Origin of the sequence: Enterococcus pernyi, assembly GCF_045371165.1 — a bacterium.
GTDB lineage: Bacteria > Bacillota > Bacilli > Lactobacillales > Enterococcaceae > Enterococcus_B > Enterococcus_B pernyi.
On sequence record NZ_JBIQDM010000013.1, the window covers coordinates 19,319 to 35,852 of the forward strand.

Genomic DNA, 16,534 nt, shown 5'->3' on the forward strand with positions numbered 1-16,534 from the left:
TGAGCGCACGGGAAAGGAGGTTTTTTATGGAAAAAAATTTGCTTCAAACAGTACCCGCCACGTCTCTACCAAGGGAGAGGATGGAGACTTATGGAGAGGATGCGTTATCAGATCAAGAGCTTTTAGCCATTTTGCTTCGGACTGGTCAGCATCCATATAACGTATTAGAAGTTGCGGGTACGTTATTGAAGAAATTTGGTGGTTTAGCGCTCTTGAGACAAGCAACACTAGCAGAATTAGAAGCGGTTCGTGGGATTGGTCGGGTCAAAGCCTTAGAGATCAAAGCATTGATCGAGCTGGGGCGACGGATACAAGTCGATCAGTTGCGTCAAACAACGACTGTCCATGCGAGTTATGAATTGGCAAAAGAATTGATCCTAGAACTAAAAGATCAAAAACAAGAACATTTAGTTTGCATCTATCTCGATACCAAAAATCAAATCTTACTAAAGAAAACCTTATTCATCGGGTCATTGGATCAGACGATCGCGCATCCACGTGAAGTGTTCCATTACGCAGTCCGTTATTCAGCAGCACGGCTTGTCCTTGCTCATAATCATCCTAGCGGCAACGTTCTTCCATCCAAGCAAGACATGCGATTGACACGACGCATCCAGGAATGTGGAGAGATGATGGGGATCGAAGTTCTTGACCATCTGATTATTGGCAGCAAACAATACTTTAGTTTACGTGAAGAAGGATTAATGGAAAAAGAATGATGTAGCTTTCTTGCAAAAAAAAACAACCAAGTGTACAATTATAATGTAATTTTGTTTGGGAATAGAAGTTGAAACATCTGTTGCACCTCTATCGTACACGAGCAATGTTACAATCAAATAAGTGCTTTGGCACGAGGAGGGTATTATTAATGGAAAACGGAACAGTTAAATGGTTCAACGCTGAAAAAGGATTTGGTTTTATCTCACGTGAAGATGGAAGCGACGTATTCGTACATTTTTCAGCAATCCAAGGTGACGGATTCAAAACATTAGAAGAAGGTCAAGCAGTTACTTTTGACGTAGAAGATTCAGATCGTGGCCCACAAGCTACAAACGTTGAAAAAGCGTAATCTATACGAAAATATACTGTTATGAGGCTTGCTTTGTCATGGAGCGAACCAAATAATTGATGACAGAGGTCGAAACCAACGTGTTTCCCTCGAAAAATAAGACGAGACCCACAAAAATTGTTCTTTCATATTTTTGTGGGTCTCACTTTTTTTTTATAAAAAAACCGCGAGTAGGACATTAGTTCTCACCACCTAAAACCGAATAAACGGCGGTAACAGAAGAACCTCTTCGATAAACAAGGCGCCATCCACAAAAAATTGAAGAACAATTTTCGTGGATGGCGCCTTGTTTATCGAGGTTGAACACTTATGTCGCAACCTCGGTTTTAAGTTAGTTTTGATCCGGTGTCATCACCATAGGGATGATCATTGGATGTCTTTCTGTACGATCGAACAAGTAAGGTTGTAATGCACCGACCATCGCTTCTTTTAATTTATGCTCCGAACAGTCGGGGGCATTTAGCACATCACGCAATGCGTGGAACAAAATACGTTGTGCTTCATTGATCATATCCCCTGATTCACGCATATAGACGAAGCCACGAGAAAGGATATCTGGTCCAGCTAGAATCTCTTTTTTCTTGATATCGACAGTTGTCACTGCAAGAACGAGTCCTTCTTCTGAAAGTAAATGACGATCTCGTAAAACAACATTACCGATATCACCGATTCCACTGCCATCGATATAGACATCGCCAGCGACGAATTTTCCAGCTAAACGAGCAGAATCACTTGTTAATGCTAATACATCACCGTTTTCCATGATAAAACAATTCTCAGCTGGTACACCTGTGTCTTGTGCAAGAGAGGCATGGATCTTCAACATCCGAAACTCACCATGCACCGGTACAAAATATTTTGGCTTCATCAAGCGAAGCATCAATTTTTGTTCTTCTTGACCACCGTGGCCAGATGTATGGATATTATTGATTTTTCCATGGATCACTTCAGCGCCAGCTTCAGACAACAAGTTGATCAAATGGTTCACACTTGTTGTATTCCCTGGGATCGGTGAGCTAGAAAAAATCACTGTATCATCTGGTTGGATTTGGATTTGACGGTGGGTACCATTCGCAATGCGGCTCAATGCAGCCATTGGTTCACCTTGCGAACCTGTACATAGGATCATTGTTTCATTTGCAGGCAAACGATTGATTTCATGCGCATCGACAAAGGTACCGTCAGGCACTTTGATGTAGCCGAGACGTTGTCCGTTGACGATCGCATTTTCCATACTACGCCCGAAAACAGCAATTTTTCTACCCGTTGCTACAGCGGCTTCCGCTGCTTGTTGTAGACGGAAGATATTAGAAGCAAAGCTGGCAAAAATGATCCGACCTTCGATTTTCTCAAATATTTTCAAAATAGAAAGGCCAATCGTTTTTTCTGATTTCGTAAACGTTGGAATCTCTGCATTGGTACTATCTGAAAGGAGGCAAAGAACGCCTTCTTCTCCGATACGAGCCATTTTATGCAAATTTGCTGGTTCTCCTACAGGTGTAAAATCGAACTTGAAATCTCCAGTAGCCACGATGTTACCAGAAGGTGTTTTGACAACCACACCTAAAGCATCCGGAATACTATGGGTCGTTCGGAAAAAGCTGACGGATGTTTTTCTGAAACGGATCACAGTGTCTTCATTGATTTCATTTAGCACAGCGTCACGAAGTAAGCCATGTTCGTCCAGTTTATTTGTGATCAAAGCTAAAGCTAGAGGGCCAGCGTAGATCGGGATATTTGCTTGCTTTAATAAGTAAGGTATCCCACCAATATGGTCTTCGTGTCCATGAGTGATCACTAAAGCTTTGATTTTGTGTATGTTTTGTACGATATAGTTGTAATCAGGAATGACGTAGTCAATGCCAAGCAGTTCATCTTCTGGAAACTTGATTCCAGCGTCGATGATAATGATTTCATCTTGGAATTGTACCCCATACGTATTTTTCCCGATTTCACCTAATCCACCAATCGCAAAGACGCCTGTCTCATTATTTTTGATGGAAAGTTTCATCTTAAAACTCCACTAATGTGAATGCTGGGTTTTCTTTTTCGTATTCTAGATGATTACCTTCTAGAAGTTGTACGAATTCGATATTGTATGGGGTATTTTCTTCCACTCGTTGGCGTGCTTCAACATCGCTGTTTGCTTCGATGTATAGCGATTGTGTTTCTTCACGTTTTGGGTTACGGATTTTTGACTCTTGATAATAAACTTTGTAAATCATGGTTTATGTCTCCTTTATCTGCTTAAAGCAGTAATTTAGCGTATTTTTTGGACAACACAAAACGAGGGGACAAGCCACCTGTGTTTTTTTATACTTTAAGAAAAATACTTGATTCTCCTTAAAGAGACAAGCCTCGCATTTGCTTATCCAATTGGAATATTTTTTACTCGGATCCTCTGTATGAAACATACAATAGTTAATTGCTATTCTAGCATAAATCAAGAGATAAGTATAGAAAACGGTCACTGTAAAATGAAAAAACGTACGAAGAGAAAATATTTTTCAGAAAAATTTCTTTTTAAAAAATGTAGTGTTCTATAAAGTAGTAGATTGTGCTACTATTGAAAGTAATGGCAAGATAGAATATTTAAAGGAGATGATAAAGTGAAGTTAATGTGGCATTACACCATGCGCTACAAAAAATATTTGGTGTTGAATTTTATTTGTGTGTTCGGCTTTATTCTGATCGAACTAGGTCTACCAACTATTTTAGCACGCATGATCGATGTTGGAATCCTCAACGATGATTTTGACTATGTGAAACAACAAGGACTATTGATGATCGTGATCACTGTGATCGGGATCATAATGAATATATTTTTAGGTTATTTTGGGTCAAGGATCACGACGAATATCGTTGCAGACATTCGTGATGATCTGTTCAAACATATCCAAACGTATTCACATCAAGAGTATGAAACACTAGGCGTATCATCATTGATCACTCGTACGACCAATGATGCGTATCAAATCATGTTGTTTCTACAAAATATTTTAAGAATCGGTTTTATGGCACCGATGATGTTTGTTGTTAGTTTGTATATGGTTATGCGAACAAGTCCATCTCTTGGTTTATACGTGATTGGTGCATTACCATTCTTATTATTAGCTGTTGTTGGGATTGCTAAATTTTCTGAACCTTTATCAAAAATCCAACAAAAGAATTTAGACAGAATCAATAGTATCTTACGTGAAAACCTATCAGGTCTACGCGTTATCCGCGCGTTTGTAAATGAAAAATTCGAAGAAAAAAGATTTGAAAAAGTCAACGAGAACTATGCTTCAAGTTCTAAAAGTCTCTTTCGCTTAATGGCAGTTGCCCAACCTGGCTTTTTCTTTTTATTCAATATCGTGATGATTTTGATTATTTGGAGTGGCACGCTACAAATTGCAGATGGACAGTTGCAAGTAGGGAATCTAATTGCTTTTATTGAATATATTTTCCACGCGTTGTTTTCATTTATGTTGTTTGCGAGTGTGTTTATGATGTATCCGCGAGCAGCAGTCTCTGCTAGTCGTATCCAAGAAGCTTTAAATGCTACGCCTGCTATTGTTGAAGATCCAAATGGCATAGCGGAAACAAAAACGAAAGGCTACATTGAATTTAAAAATGTGACCTTCGCTTACCCTGGACATTCGCAAGAACCAGTGATCCGTAACGTCAGCTTTACTGCTTCACCTGGCGAAACAGTGGCATTTATTGGTAGTACAGGTAGTGGGAAGTCTACATTGATCCAATTGATTCCACGTTTTTATGATGTTACTCATGGTGAGATCCTGATTGACGGTGTAGATGTGCGTAAGTACAAGTTGAGTAAACTAAGACAAAAAATCGGGTTTATTCCACAGAAAGCACTATTGTTTACTGGGACGATCGCTGAAAACTTGAGATACGGAAAAGAAGATGCAACGCAAGAGGAAATGGAACGTGCGGCTGATATTGCGCAGGCGACTGATTTTATTTCTAAAAAAGCGGACGGTTATGATGAACATCTTTCTGAAGGTGGCGCAAACTTCTCAGGTGGGCAGAAACAAAGGTTAGCCATTGCTCGGGCAATCATCCGCCGACCAGAAATCTATATTTTCGATGATAGTTTTTCAGCACTTGATTATCAAACGGATGCAAAACTTCGTGCAAGATTGAAAAAAGAAACAACTGAATCAACCGTATTGATTGTTGCCCAACGTGTGGGTACTATCATGCACGCCGATAAGATCATCGTATTAAATGAAGGAGAAGTAGTAGGTATGGGCACGCATCGTGAACTACTAGAAAATTGTCCGATTTATTACGACATTGCCGCTTCTCAATTATCGAAGGAGGAACTAGCATGAAAAAAACCTTCGCTTCTTTTAAACGTTTAGCTCGCTATATCCGTCCTTACCGATTGACGTTTATCTTAGTGCTACTATTTACATTTTTAACGGTGGCTTTCAATGCGGCATTGCCTTATGTCGTCGGGCTTCCAACAACAGAAATCAGCAAAAATCTAGTGAATAATGAGGCAATCAATTTTTCTTATATCATCAACTGTTTGATTTGGATCGCGGTGGTTGGTACCGGTTATAGTATTTCTCAATTGCTTTCTGGGGTATTGATGACAAATGTTGTTCAGAGTGCCATGAAAGACTTGCGTAGAGATATTGAAGAAAAAATCAATCGTTTGCCGGTTTCTTATTTCGATAAAAATCAACAAGGAAATATTTTATCTCGTGTAACGAATGATGTAGATGCAGTTAGTGGCGCCTTGCAACAAGCCTTTATCGGTATTGTCAATGCTATTTTGGGCATCACGATGGCAGCAGCGATGATGTTTTATATCCAACCGGTCATGGCGTTGATTTCAATGATCATGATTCCAGCGTCAATTTGGATATCTAAACGAGTGATCAATGCTTCTCAAAAATATTTCCAAGAAATGCAAAATTCTTTAGGTGAATTAAATGGCTATGTTCAGGAAAACATGACTGGATTCAGTGTGTTAAAAGTATACGGTCGTGAGAAAGAAACATTTGAAGGATTTCATAAGGTCAACCATAGCTTGAAACATTTTGGGTTTCGAGCAGCCTTTATTTCTGGATTGATGATGCCGTTAGTACAATTAACTGCCTACGCTACGTATATCGGTATGGCAGTTTTAGGAAGCTTTTATGTAATTTCTGGAGTCATTGTGGTTGGGCAATTACAAGCCTTTATCCAATATATTTGGCAAATCAGCCAACCAATGGGTAATGTGACGCAATTATCCTCCGTATTGCAAAGTGCATCCGCAGCCACGAAACGGGTATTTGAGATTTTAGATGAACCTGAGGAAAAAGAAAACAAGACCGATGTTCCTTTGCCAGAAACGATCCATGGAAATGTTTCGTTTGAACATGTCGATTTTGCTTATGATCCGAAGAAACCTTTGATCCAAGACTTGAACTTTGAGGTGAAAGCTGGACAAATGGTGGCAGTTGTCGGACCGACGGGCGCTGGGAAAACAACATTGATCAACTTATTGATGCGTTTTTATGATGTGACGCATGGCGCGATCAAAATTGATGGTATTGATACGAAAGCGATGAGCCGAAGTGATGTTCGTTCCATGTTTGGGATGGTACTGCAAGATGCTTGGTTGTACGAGGGAACGATTGCCGACAACATTCGTTTTGGTAAATTAGATGCAACGGATTATGAGATCGTTGATGCAGCGAAAACAGCGAATGTCGATCATTTTATCCGAACGATGCCTGATGGTTATGAAATGGAGATCAATTCAGAAGGAGATAATGTCTCGTTGGGACAAAAACAATTGCTGACGATTGCTCGTGCGGTTGTTTCCGATCCGAAGATATTGATTCTGGATGAGGCGACTAGTTCCGTTGATACGAGACTTGAAGCGTTGATCCAAAAAGCAATGGATAAAGTGATGGAAGGACGAACGAGTTTTGTGATCGCTCACCGTCTATCAACGATCCGTGAAGCCGATCTGATCTTAGTGATGGATCAAGGTCAAATCATTGAAAAAGGAACACATGAAAGTTTATTAGCAAAAGGCGGTTTCTATGAGAAACTTTATAACAGCCAATTTGCTGAAGCAGCGGAATAATGACAAGAGGTTTCTAGGGGCGAACAGCCTTCTAGGACCTTTTTTCTTCAATAAATGAAAAGAGGGAAAAAGATGGCAAGGTTTATAGCAGATAATGCGACGGTTATCGGTGATGTAGAATTAGGAGAAGATGTCACAGTTTGGTACCAAGCAGTGGTTCGTGGCGACAGCAATTGGATCAAGATCGGCAAAGGAACCAATATACAAGACGGAACAGTCATACACGTTGATCATGATGCACCAGTTGAGATCGCTGAAAATGTCACAGTCGGACACCAATGTATGCTGCATGGTTGTAAAATCGAAAAGGGTGCGTTGATCGGTATGGGAGCGACTGTTTTGAACCATGCAGTCATCGGTGAGAATAGTTTGATCGGAGCAGGCTCACTTGTGACAGAAGGAAAAATCATCCCACCGAATGTTTTAGCTTTTGGTCGACCAGCCAAGGTAATCCGTCCGTTAACAGAAGAAGAAATCCAAAAAAATAAACAGAATATCACACATTATATCGAAATGGGACAAAAACATGCAGATGGATTCTTCAAAGAATGGCAACAATAGTTTTAACACATGTTTTTACAGCAAAAAAAGAAGGTCTGTCATCCAAGGATGAAGGCCTTCTTTTTTGATCTTGATAGGTTGATTAGCTTAATGAAGCACTGTTTTCCATGACTTCATCGATCAAGCCATATGCTTTGGCTTGTTCAGCAGTCATATAGTTGTCACGATCTGTGTCTTTTTCAATCACTTCGATTGGTTGACCAGTACGTTCCGCTAAGATTTTATTCAAACGTTCGCGGGTTTGTAAGATATGACGTGCAGCGATTTCGATTTCTGTTGCTTGTCCTTGTGCGCCACCAAGTGGTTGGTGGATCATGATTTCAGCATTTGGTAAAGCAAATCGTTTTCCTTTTGTTCCGGCAGTCAATAAGAAACTTCCCATTGAAGCAGCCATCCCCATAACGATTGTTTGGACATCTGCTTTGACAAAATTCATTGTGTCATAGATGGCCATTCCAGCAGTCACAGAACCACCAGGTGAGTTGATATAGATGTAAATGTCTTTTTCAGAATCTTGTGCATCTAGAAATAGCAATTGTGCGATGATTGAGTTTGCTAAATCATCTGTTACTTGTCCACTCAACATGATGATGCGGTCTTTCAATAAACGTGAGTAAATATCGTAGGCTCTTTCCCCACGTGAGGATTGTTCAATAACTGTAGGAATTAAATTCATAATAAGGTTCCTCCTTGATTTGTTTAGAAATAGTGTAACATAAATTGATTTTGATTACCTACAAAGTAGTATACATTTTTGGTCAATAAAGGTCAAATGAAAAAACTTTCCGAGAGCTAGTCTCATAAAGTGAGTTTATGTTATGATAAAAAAGAAATCAATAAGAAGGAGGAACCGTAATTGGTAATTGCTATCACAGGTTTTATCGGTGTATTAGTAGGAGCAATCTTAGTCTACTTAGGGATGGCGATCCAAATGCGTCATCTTGAGAATAAAGAGCAACGTAGACGCGAATTGGAACTGAAAGTCAAAGAAATCGAAACATTGAATCAATTAAATAAAAAAATCAATGAGATTCTCCAAAAGCGTGCGAGCTTGTTGGAAGAATATGTCAGCTTTGATGCTTTTGACGATTGTTATATCACAATCGATGACTTTGCGTATTTGCAATCATTTTCTGCACAAAATAATTTTTATTTACCAAATTACATTTTAGATGAATTATTCCAAAATATCGCTCATCGCAAAGTGATTCTTTCACCGGATGAAACGATGAAGATCGGCGGCTATGCTTACAAAGGTGGGCGTGTCATTTTGGAAAATTTCACAGATAATTTGACCGCAATGATCAATGAGAAAAAATCCCAGTTGAAAAATACAACGAGACAACCAATCGGCTTTTTCTCAAAAGATGATGTGTGGAGCTAAACAAAACATATTGTTTACTCAAGGATAAGAGAAACTAAACATTTTGATAAAGTAAAAGTTTGGGCACTTACAATGAGTCCAAGCTTTTTCTTTTTTGTTCCTGTGGTAAAATAGGGATGATCGGAGTGAGGACTATGGTACAGATTTATGCACATCGAGGAAGTAAAGGAACCCATCCGGAAAATACATTGCCCGCCTTTTCTGAAGCAGTAAGAGTGGGGGTGGATGGGATCGAGCTAGATGTCCATCTTAGTAAGGACGGTCAACTGATTGTTATCCATGATGAAACCGTTGATCGAACAACCAATGGAAAAGGCCTTGTTCGAGAAAAGACTCTCGAAGAGCTGAAAAAATTGAATGCAGGCAGTTGGTTTAGTAAAGATTTCCCAGCAGCGAAAATCCCTGCGCTAAAAGAAGTACTCTCGCTACTTCTCCAAAAAAATTATCGAGGAACATTGATGATCGAAATCAAAACGGACAAGTATGAGTATGAAGGGATCGAAGCACAAGTATCTGAACTTATGACAAAAAATGAGTGGCCGTTTCGTCATGCTTATTGTAGTTTCAACCTTCGTTCCTTAGAACGTTTATCCGTCATCGAACCAGACGCACAACTGGATCTTTTAATGAGTGATTCAATGAAAAAATTAGATCTAGCTAAGACCTTACCTTTTATTGAAGGTCTTCACCCTAAAGCAACTTGGGCATTTGCGCATCCTCAGGAAATACAGGAGTTTCCAAAGCGTATTCGTCTTTGGACAGTCAATACGACAGAAGAGCTTGAAAGAGGATTAAAGGAACCTGTGGATGCACTCATCACAGACTTTCCTGAACGTGCTTGGTATGTTAAACAATTAATGAAAAAGTAGGAGCCATATGGAAAAAGTATTAGTGATCGTAGGACCCACAGCAGTTGGTAAAACAGCGTTAAGTGTGACACTTGCCCAAAAATTCAACGGCGAGATCATCAGTGGAGATTCCTTACAAATTTATAAACATCTGGATATCGGTACGGCAAAAATCAAGCCAACTGAAATGATGGGGATTCCTCATCATTTGATTGATGTGATTGAGCCAGACCAGCAGTATTCGGCAGCGGATTTTCAACAGGCAGGTCGCAAGTTGATCAAGGAAATCACCGAAAGAGGACATTTGCCGATCATCGTTGGTGGCACCGGTTTATATATTCAATCGTTATTGTACGATTTTCAATTAGGAGCAAATGAAGAAACGGATGCTACTGTTCGAGAGAAATATGAAAAAATGGCTGAAGAACTAGGAAAAGAAAAACTTTGGGCTTATTTGAATGAACGCGATCCGCTTGCAGCGGGGAAAATCCATTGGAATAATCAGCGAAAAGTGATTCGCGCATTAGAAGTATTTGAGACAACAGGCTATAGTATCATGGCACCGAAAGATAGACCTGAGTGCTTGTATGATTATTATATGATCGGTCTGGATACGGAGCGTGAGTTCCTTTATAGTAGAATCAACCAACGAGTGGATCAAATGCTCACAGAGGGATTGATTGCAGAAGCAAGAAAGGTCTATGAATTAGGGGCGGTTCAAGCCAGTCAAGGGATCGGCTATAAAGAATTCTTTCCTTATTTTGAAGAAAACATCACTCTAGATGAGGCAGTCGAACAAATCAAATTGAACTCTCGGCGCTATGCCAAACGACAACTGACTTGGTTTCGTAATCGTTTGACGGCGCATTGGTTCGATCTCTTGAAAAAACCGACAGATCTAGCAGAGATCGAAAATGCCATCGAAGGTTGGCTGAAAGAGGTGGGAACATGAGAGAAGCAAAAGAAAAAGTAATCATTGTTGGTGTAGAAACGGAAGAAAATCAGCGATATTTTGCTGAATCAATGAAAGAATTGGAACAATTGATCGATACAGCAGCTGGTGAAGTCGTATATAGACTCACGCAAAAACGACCGCAAGTGGATCGTCAAACGTTGATCGGTAAAGGAAAGCTTCAAGAATTGACCCAATTAGCAGATGCTTATGAGGCAGATCTTGTCATATTCAACCACGAATTGACTCCGCGTCAAAGTCAGCTGATTACCGATGCGGTAGGGGCGCCGGTCATTGATCGAGTCCAATTGATCTTGGATATCTTTGCGATGCGTGCGCGATCTAAAGAAGGGAAACTGCAAGTCGAATTGGCGCAATTGCAATACCTACTACCTCGTCTCGTTGGACAAGGTGAGTCGCTTTCTCGTCTTGGTGGTGGGATCGGTACAAGGGGACCAGGAGAAACGAAACTGGAAACGGATCGTCGGCATATCCGCAACAAGATCTTAGGCGTAAAAAGAGAGCTAAAAGCAGTGGAGGCCCATCGAGAACGTAATCGGCAAAAAAGACAAAGTAGCGAAGTGTTTCAAATTGGTTTGATCGGTTACACAAATGCGGGTAAATCAACAATCCTTAATTTATTGACGCAAGCTGAATCATATGCGAAAGATCAACTATTTGCCACCCTTGATCCGCTGACGAAAAAATGGCGTTTTGCGGAAGGATTCGAATTGACTGTAACGGATACCGTTGGTTTTATCCAAGATCTGCCCACCCAGTTGATTGATGCGTTCCATTCAACCCTTGAAGAAAGTCAAGGGATGGATCTCTTGCTTCATGTTGTCGATGCAAGTTCTTCTGATCGAATCTTGCAAGAACAAACAGTTTTAAAGTTGATGGACGAGTTAGATATGAAAGAAATGCCTGTATTGACTGTCTATAATAAATCAGACCAGATCGACACAGCAGGATTTACACCGACTTTATTTCCGAATGTCTTGATTTCTGCTCAGACACAAGAGGGGAAAGAACGCTTGATCGAGGCCGTCAAACGGCAATTGATGGAGTTGATGCTTCCTTATACGAAAATTGTGCCGAGTGATCAAGGACAAACATTAAGTGAGTTGAGACGGCAGACACTTGTATTAGATGAACACTTCATTGAAGAACAAAATAGCTATGAAGTACGTGGGTTTGCGAATAAAAATTCAAAATGGCTAAAAAAAGATGAGTTATTTTAAAAATGAAATAATAAGAAAAAACGAGCTTGATCGACTTCATATAGAAGTGGATCAAGTTTCTTTATAAAAAAAACTGCTCCTTATGTAAGAAAACCTAACATGGGAGGTTGACAGTCTTTTTTGTGATTGGTATACTTTATTCAATTGATAGGACGAAAGGAGACGTCAGATGGGAGAAAAGGAATTACGTCGTTCAATGTCAGTATTTCCAATTGGTACAGTTATGAAACTAACAGACTTGACTGCTCGACAAATCAGGTATTATGAAGAACAGGAATTTGTTCATCCCGAGCGAAGTGAAGGAAATCGACGCATGTATTCATTGAATGATATCGATATTCTATTAGAAATCAAGGATTATCTTTCAGAAGGATTGAATATGGCTGGAATCAAACGGGTCTATGAAATGGCACAGGCGAAAAAACAAGAAGAAAAAAGTAAAAAACCGCTGACCGATCACGACGTTCGTCAAATTTTCCGTGATGAGATATTAGCTCAAGGTGGGTTAGCCAAAACAGGACATTATCAGTCACAAGGCTTGCAACAACGTCAATACTTTGACTGAATGAAATAAAAAAAAGAAAGAGGGATACCATGGTAAAGAAACAAATCACAGGCGAAGAAATTAAACGAATTATTGAGGATGAGAACGTACGCTTTTTACGTTTGATGTTTACAGATATATTAGGAACAATCAAAAATGTTGAAGTTCCAGTGAGTCAAATCGACAAAGTACTTGAGAATAAAATGATGTTTGATGGTTCTTCGATTGAAGGATTTGTCAGAATCGAAGAAAGTGATATGTACTTGTATCCTGATCTTTCTACTTGGATGATTTTCCCATGGGAAAGCGACCACGGCAAAGTGGCGCGCCTGATTTGTGACATTTATAATCCAGATGGTACTCCATTTGCTGGTGACCCTCGTGGCAATCTGAAACGTTCATTAAATGATATGAAAAAACTTGGCTTTACCTCATTCAATTTAGGGCCTGAACCAGAATTCTTCTTGTTCAAATTAGATGAAGATGGTGGCATCACTACGACGTTGAATGACAAAGGTGGTTACTTTGATTTTGCACCAACGGATCTAGGCGAAAATTGCCGTCGAGATATCGTATTGGAATTAGAAAGCTTAGGTTTTGAAGTGGAGGCTTCTCACCATGAAGTGGCTCCTGGACAACACGAGATCGACTTCAAATATGCAGATGTCGTGGATGCTTGTGACAATATCCAAACGTTTAAATTAGTCGTGAAAACCATTGCTCGTAAACATGGCTTGCATGCGACTTTCATGCCAAAACCATTATTCGGGATCAACGGTTCTGGAATGCACTGCAATATGTCTTTATTCAATGAAGATGGAAATGCCTTTTACGATAAAGACGGAGATTTAGAATTAAGTCAAACTGCGTATCATTTCTTAGGTGGCTTACTGAAACATGCGCGCGCGTATACAGCGGTCTGCAATCCAACGGTCAACTCTTATAAACGTTTAGTTCCAGGCTACGAAGCACCTGTTTACGTGGCATGGAGTGGACGTAATCGTTCGCCATTGGTACGTGTACCGGAATCTCGTGGTTTATCCACTCGTTTAGAATTACGTTCTGTCGATCCAGCAGCGAACCCATACCTAGCAATGGCTGTTTTACTACAAGCAGGTTTAGATGGTATCCGTAATGAATTGACACCACCACCGGCTGTTGATCGTAACATCTACGTGATGAACGAAGAAGAACGTGAAGAAGCGCAAATCCAAGATCTTCCATCAACGATCCACAATGCCATCAAAGAATTGCGCAAAGACAAAGTGATGATCGATGCGTTAGGCAATCATATCTTTGCAAACTTTGTGGAAGCAAAACGTCTGGAATGGGCTGCCTTTAGACAAACCGTTTCTGAATGGGAAAGAGAACAATATTTAGAGCTTTACTAATAAAATCCCGTTAAATCAAAGAAAAGTATAGAAGAGGTCGTGACAGAAGTGTTCAGCCTCGAGAAATAAGGCGCTATCCACGAAAATTGTTCTTCAAATTTTTGTGGATGGCGCCTTATTTCCAAAGAGGTTACTTCTGTTTCTGCCGTTTATTCGGTTTTAGGTGGTACAAGAGGACTAATGTCTCAGACGCTTTCACTGGAGTGTGAATTTTTGGCCTTGTGGCTCGCTTGCAGTGGATCCTGAGAAAACTTTCCTATTACCTGCTTTGATAGAGTATGGAAAGGAGTAAAAAGGGTGACATCCAAATAAAATTTTCCTATAAAGCGATTATTTGATCGTTTATGAGATTTTTTGTTCCAACTATTTCGATATATATAGTAATATTTTTTTCACTATTTTTATTCCGTTTCATAGGACTTAATGTATTGACGTCAGTGAAAGTGCTTTTATCCATCAAGTAGGTATAAACGTAATTGAATACTTGACTTTCGTTTAGATAGCTTGTAATATACACCTTGGGCACCCTTTTAGAGGGTCAGAAGTTTACAGAAATCAACGCTCCCTATTCTTTAGAAGGATAGGGAGCCTTATTTATTTTCTTAGACTTTTCCTGCAGATAAAACAAGAAGGAGTTTTTGAACATATGACAAAATACATTTTTGTGACAGGCGGCGTGGTTTCATCGATTGGTAAAGGGATCGTAGCAGCATCTTTAGGCCGTTTGTTGAAAAATCGTGGATTGAAAGTAACGATCCAAAAATTTGATCCATACATCAACGTGGACCCAGGAACAATGAGTCCATACCAACACGGAGAAGTTTTCGTTACAGATGATGGAGCAGAAACGGATTTGGACTTAGGCCACTACGAACGTTTTATTGACATCAACTTGAACAAATACTCCAATGTGACGACAGGAAAAATTTATTCAGAAGTCTTGCGTAAAGAACGTAAAGGGGAGTACTTAGGCGCAACTGTCCAAGTGATTCCGCATATTACGAATGAAATCAAAGAAAAAATCATGCGTGCAGCTAAAATGACTGACTCAGATATCATTATTACAGAGGTCGGCGGCACAGTTGGGGATATTGAATCACTGCCATTCTTAGAAGCATTGCGTCAAATGAAAGCTGATGTTGGCTCTGATAACGTGATGTATATCCATACAACGTTGATTCCTTATTTAAAAGCGGCTGGTGAAATGAAAACTAAACCAACACAACATAGCGTGAAAGAGTTACGTGGATTAGGTATCCAACCAAACATCTTAGTCGTGCGCACAGAGCAACCAGTATCTCAAGATGTCAAAAATAAATTGGCACAATTTTGTGACGTTGAACCAGAAGCAGTAATCGAATCACCAGACGTAGATACACTATATTCAATCCCGTTATTATTGCAATCACAAGGAATGGATCGGATCGTTTGTGATCATTTGAAGCTTTCAACACCAGAAGCAGATATGACCGAATGGAAAGCATTAGAAAATCGTGTCTTGAACTTGAAGAAAAAAGTTCGCATTGCTTTAGTAGGGAAATATGTTGAATTACCTGATGCGTATATCTCAGTTGTTGAAGCATTGAAACACTCAGGTTTTGCGTTTGATGCGGATATCGAATTGGATTGGGTAAAAGCCCATGAGTTAACGAGTGAAAATGTGGATGAACGATTGAAAGAGGCCGATGGGATCTTAGTACCAGGTGGTTTTGGTGATCGAGGAATCGAAGGGAAAATCGAAGCCATTCGTTATGCTCGTGAAAATGATGTCCCATTCTTAGGAATTTGTTTAGGGATGCAAATGGCGTGTGTTGAATTTGCACGTAACGTTGTAGGTCTAGAAGACGCTGCTTCAGCAGAAACGATTCCAGAAACTGCAAACAACATCATCGACTTGATGGCAGATCAAGAAAACATTGAAAATCTTGGTGGAACATTACGTTTAGGGCTTTACCCATGTAAAGTCAAAAAAGGCACGACTACTGCTACAGCTTATGATGGGGCAGAAGTGGTTCAAGAACGTCATCGTCATCGCTATGAATTCAACAATAAATACCGTCAACAATTTGAAGAACATGGCTTAGTCTTCTCAGGTGTATCTCCAGACAATCGTTTAGTTGAGATCGTTGAGATCACAGATAAGAAATTCTTTATTGGTTGTCAATTCCATCCAGAATTGATTTCACGTCCAAACCGTCCGCAAAAATTGATCAAAGCATTTGTTGGTGCTTCGTTAACGGAACGCGAATCAAAATAAAAAATACTAGGAATTGATCCGTCAAAATCAGCGAGTGTCAAATTATTAGAATTGTTATTAATAAATATTTTAAATGTTTATAGAGAACCTTTTACCTACGATATTTCGGTGGATTTTATTTATTTAATGAAAAAAGCGTCTTGAAAATTTTCATTTTTATTGATTTTAGTAGAAAACTAGTGAAATGTTT

General features: G+C 39.7%; 15 protein-coding genes. 12 read left to right on the forward strand and 3 right to left on the reverse strand.

The annotated features are described in order from the left end of the window. Positions 1–26 precede the first annotated feature (26 nt). The gene (radC, locus tag ACH0AK_RS12925) at positions 27–719 is read left to right on the forward strand and encodes a RadC family protein (RefSeq protein WP_010736077.1); all 693 of its coding nucleotides are present in this window, start codon (positions 27–29) and stop codon (positions 717–719) included. 149 nt (positions 720–868) lie between these two features. After that, on the forward strand, positions 869–1,069 hold the full coding sequence (locus ACH0AK_RS12930) for a cold-shock protein (RefSeq protein WP_010736076.1): 201 nt from the start codon (positions 869–871) through the stop codon (positions 1,067–1,069). Between the two features lie 331 nt (positions 1,070–1,400). On the opposite strand, the gene rnjA is transcribed toward ACH0AK_RS12930, so the two are convergent. Together rnjA and ACH0AK_RS12940 are read right to left on the reverse strand one after the other, a co-directional pair. Beyond that, the gene (gene rnjA / locus ACH0AK_RS12935; RefSeq protein WP_010736075.1) at positions 1,401–3,080 is read right to left on the reverse strand and encodes a ribonuclease J1; all 1,680 of its coding nucleotides are present in this window, start codon (positions 3,078–3,080) and stop codon (positions 1,401–1,403) included. Position 3,081: 1 nt separating this feature from the next. Further along, on the reverse strand, positions 3,082–3,294 hold the full coding sequence (locus ACH0AK_RS12940) for a DNA-directed RNA polymerase subunit epsilon (RefSeq protein ID WP_010736074.1): 213 nt from the start codon (positions 3,292–3,294) through the stop codon (positions 3,082–3,084). Positions 3,295–3,678: 384 nt separating this feature from the next. Between ACH0AK_RS12940 and efrA the strand changes: the two genes are divergently transcribed. From efrA to ACH0AK_RS12955, 3 genes are all read left to right on the forward strand, one after another. Then, entirely contained in the window at positions 3,679–5,409 is a 1,731-nt protein-coding gene (gene efrA / locus ACH0AK_RS12945) for a multidrug efflux ABC transporter subunit EfrA (RefSeq protein ID WP_010736073.1), read from the forward strand. After that, on the forward strand, positions 5,406–7,166 hold the full coding sequence (efrB, locus tag ACH0AK_RS12950) for a multidrug efflux ABC transporter subunit EfrB (protein ID WP_062805557.1): 1,761 nt from the start codon (positions 5,406–5,408) through the stop codon (positions 7,164–7,166). Before efrA ends, efrB begins: the two co-directional genes overlap by 4 nt. 72 nt (positions 7,167–7,238) lie before the next feature. After that, positions 7,239–7,727, forward strand: a complete 489-nt coding sequence (locus ACH0AK_RS12955; protein ID WP_010736071.1) for a gamma carbonic anhydrase family protein — start codon at positions 7,239–7,241, stop codon at positions 7,725–7,727. Between the two features lie 82 nt (positions 7,728–7,809). Here the strand turns inward: ACH0AK_RS12955 and clpP are convergent, their stop codons facing one another. Further along, on the reverse strand, positions 7,810–8,403 hold the full coding sequence (clpP, locus tag ACH0AK_RS12960) for an ATP-dependent Clp endopeptidase proteolytic subunit ClpP (protein WP_010736070.1): 594 nt from the start codon (positions 8,401–8,403) through the stop codon (positions 7,810–7,812). 243 nt (positions 8,404–8,646) lie between these two features. On the opposite strand from clpP, the gene ACH0AK_RS12965 reads away from it, so the two are divergent. The 7 genes from ACH0AK_RS12965 to pyrG all read left to right on the forward strand — a co-directional run bounded on the left by ACH0AK_RS12965 (position 8,647) and on the right by pyrG (position 16,344). Continuing rightward, positions 8,647–9,111 carry a hypothetical protein gene (locus ACH0AK_RS12965; RefSeq protein ID WP_371740687.1) on the forward strand — a complete coding sequence of 155 codons (465 nt, stop codon included), beginning with the start codon at positions 8,647–8,649 and terminating at the stop codon, positions 9,109–9,111. Positions 9,112–9,245: 134 nt separating this feature from the next. Further along, positions 9,246–9,980: a glycerophosphodiester phosphodiesterase gene (locus tag ACH0AK_RS12970; protein ID WP_010736068.1), complete on the forward strand. Its 735-nt coding sequence runs from the start codon at positions 9,246–9,248 to the stop codon at positions 9,978–9,980. 7 nt (positions 9,981–9,987) lie between these two features. Further along, complete coding sequence (miaA, locus tag ACH0AK_RS12975; protein ID WP_010736067.1) at positions 9,988–10,911, forward strand: tRNA (adenosine(37)-N6)-dimethylallyltransferase MiaA; 924 nt, start codon at positions 9,988–9,990, stop codon at positions 10,909–10,911. Next, positions 10,908–12,152, forward strand: coding sequence for a GTPase HflX (hflX, locus tag ACH0AK_RS12980; RefSeq protein WP_226077138.1), 1,245 nt, complete (start codon positions 10,908–10,910; stop codon positions 12,150–12,152). The genes miaA and hflX overlap by 4 nt, the downstream gene beginning before the upstream one ends. Positions 12,153–12,321: 169 nt before the next feature. Continuing rightward, the gene (locus tag ACH0AK_RS12985) at positions 12,322–12,717 is read left to right on the forward strand and encodes a MerR family transcriptional regulator (RefSeq protein WP_010736065.1); all 396 of its coding nucleotides are present in this window, start codon (positions 12,322–12,324) and stop codon (positions 12,715–12,717) included. A gap of 29 nt (positions 12,718–12,746) precedes the next feature. Then, positions 12,747–14,087, forward strand: a complete 1,341-nt coding sequence (gene glnA, locus ACH0AK_RS12990; protein WP_010736064.1) for a type I glutamate--ammonia ligase — start codon at positions 12,747–12,749, stop codon at positions 14,085–14,087. A 646-nt stretch (positions 14,088–14,733) separates the two neighbouring features. Beyond that, complete coding sequence (gene pyrG / locus ACH0AK_RS12995) at positions 14,734–16,344, forward strand: CTP synthase (RefSeq protein WP_226077128.1); 1,611 nt, start codon at positions 14,734–14,736, stop codon at positions 16,342–16,344. Positions 16,345–16,534: the final 190 nt, after the last annotated feature.

Coding starts and splice junctions, on each gene's coding strand:
- radC (WP_010736077.1), top strand. CDS start 27: ATGGAAAAAAATTTGCTTCAAACAGTACCCGCCACGTCTCTACCAAGG.
- ACH0AK_RS12930 (WP_010736076.1), top strand. CDS start 869: ATGGAAAACGGAACAGTTAAATGGTTCAACGCTGAAAAAGGATTTGGT.
- rnjA (WP_010736075.1), bottom strand. CDS start 3,080: ATGAAACTTTCCATCAAAAATAATGAGACAGGCGTCTTTGCGATTGGT.
- ACH0AK_RS12940 (WP_010736074.1), bottom strand. CDS start 3,294: ATGATTTACAAAGTTTATTATCAAGAGTCAAAAATCCGTAACCCAAAA.
- efrB (WP_062805557.1), top strand. CDS start 5,406: ATGAAAAAAACCTTCGCTTCTTTTAAACGTTTAGCTCGCTATATCCGT.
- ACH0AK_RS12955 (WP_010736071.1), top strand. CDS start 7,239: ATGGCAAGGTTTATAGCAGATAATGCGACGGTTATCGGTGATGTAGAA.
- clpP (WP_010736070.1), bottom strand. CDS start 8,403: ATGAATTTAATTCCTACAGTTATTGAACAATCCTCACGTGGGGAAAGA.
- ACH0AK_RS12965 (WP_371740687.1), top strand. CDS start 8,647: ATGGCGATCCAAATGCGTCATCTTGAGAATAAAGAGCAACGTAGACGC.
- ACH0AK_RS12970 (WP_010736068.1), top strand. CDS start 9,246: ATGGTACAGATTTATGCACATCGAGGAAGTAAAGGAACCCATCCGGAA.
- miaA (WP_010736067.1), top strand. CDS start 9,988: ATGGAAAAAGTATTAGTGATCGTAGGACCCACAGCAGTTGGTAAAACA.
- hflX (WP_226077138.1), top strand. CDS start 10,908: ATGAGAGAAGCAAAAGAAAAAGTAATCATTGTTGGTGTAGAAACGGAA.
- ACH0AK_RS12985 (WP_010736065.1), top strand. CDS start 12,322: ATGGGAGAAAAGGAATTACGTCGTTCAATGTCAGTATTTCCAATTGGT.
- glnA (WP_010736064.1), top strand. CDS start 12,747: ATGGTAAAGAAACAAATCACAGGCGAAGAAATTAAACGAATTATTGAG.
- pyrG (WP_226077128.1), top strand. CDS start 14,734: ATGACAAAATACATTTTTGTGACAGGCGGCGTGGTTTCATCGATTGGT.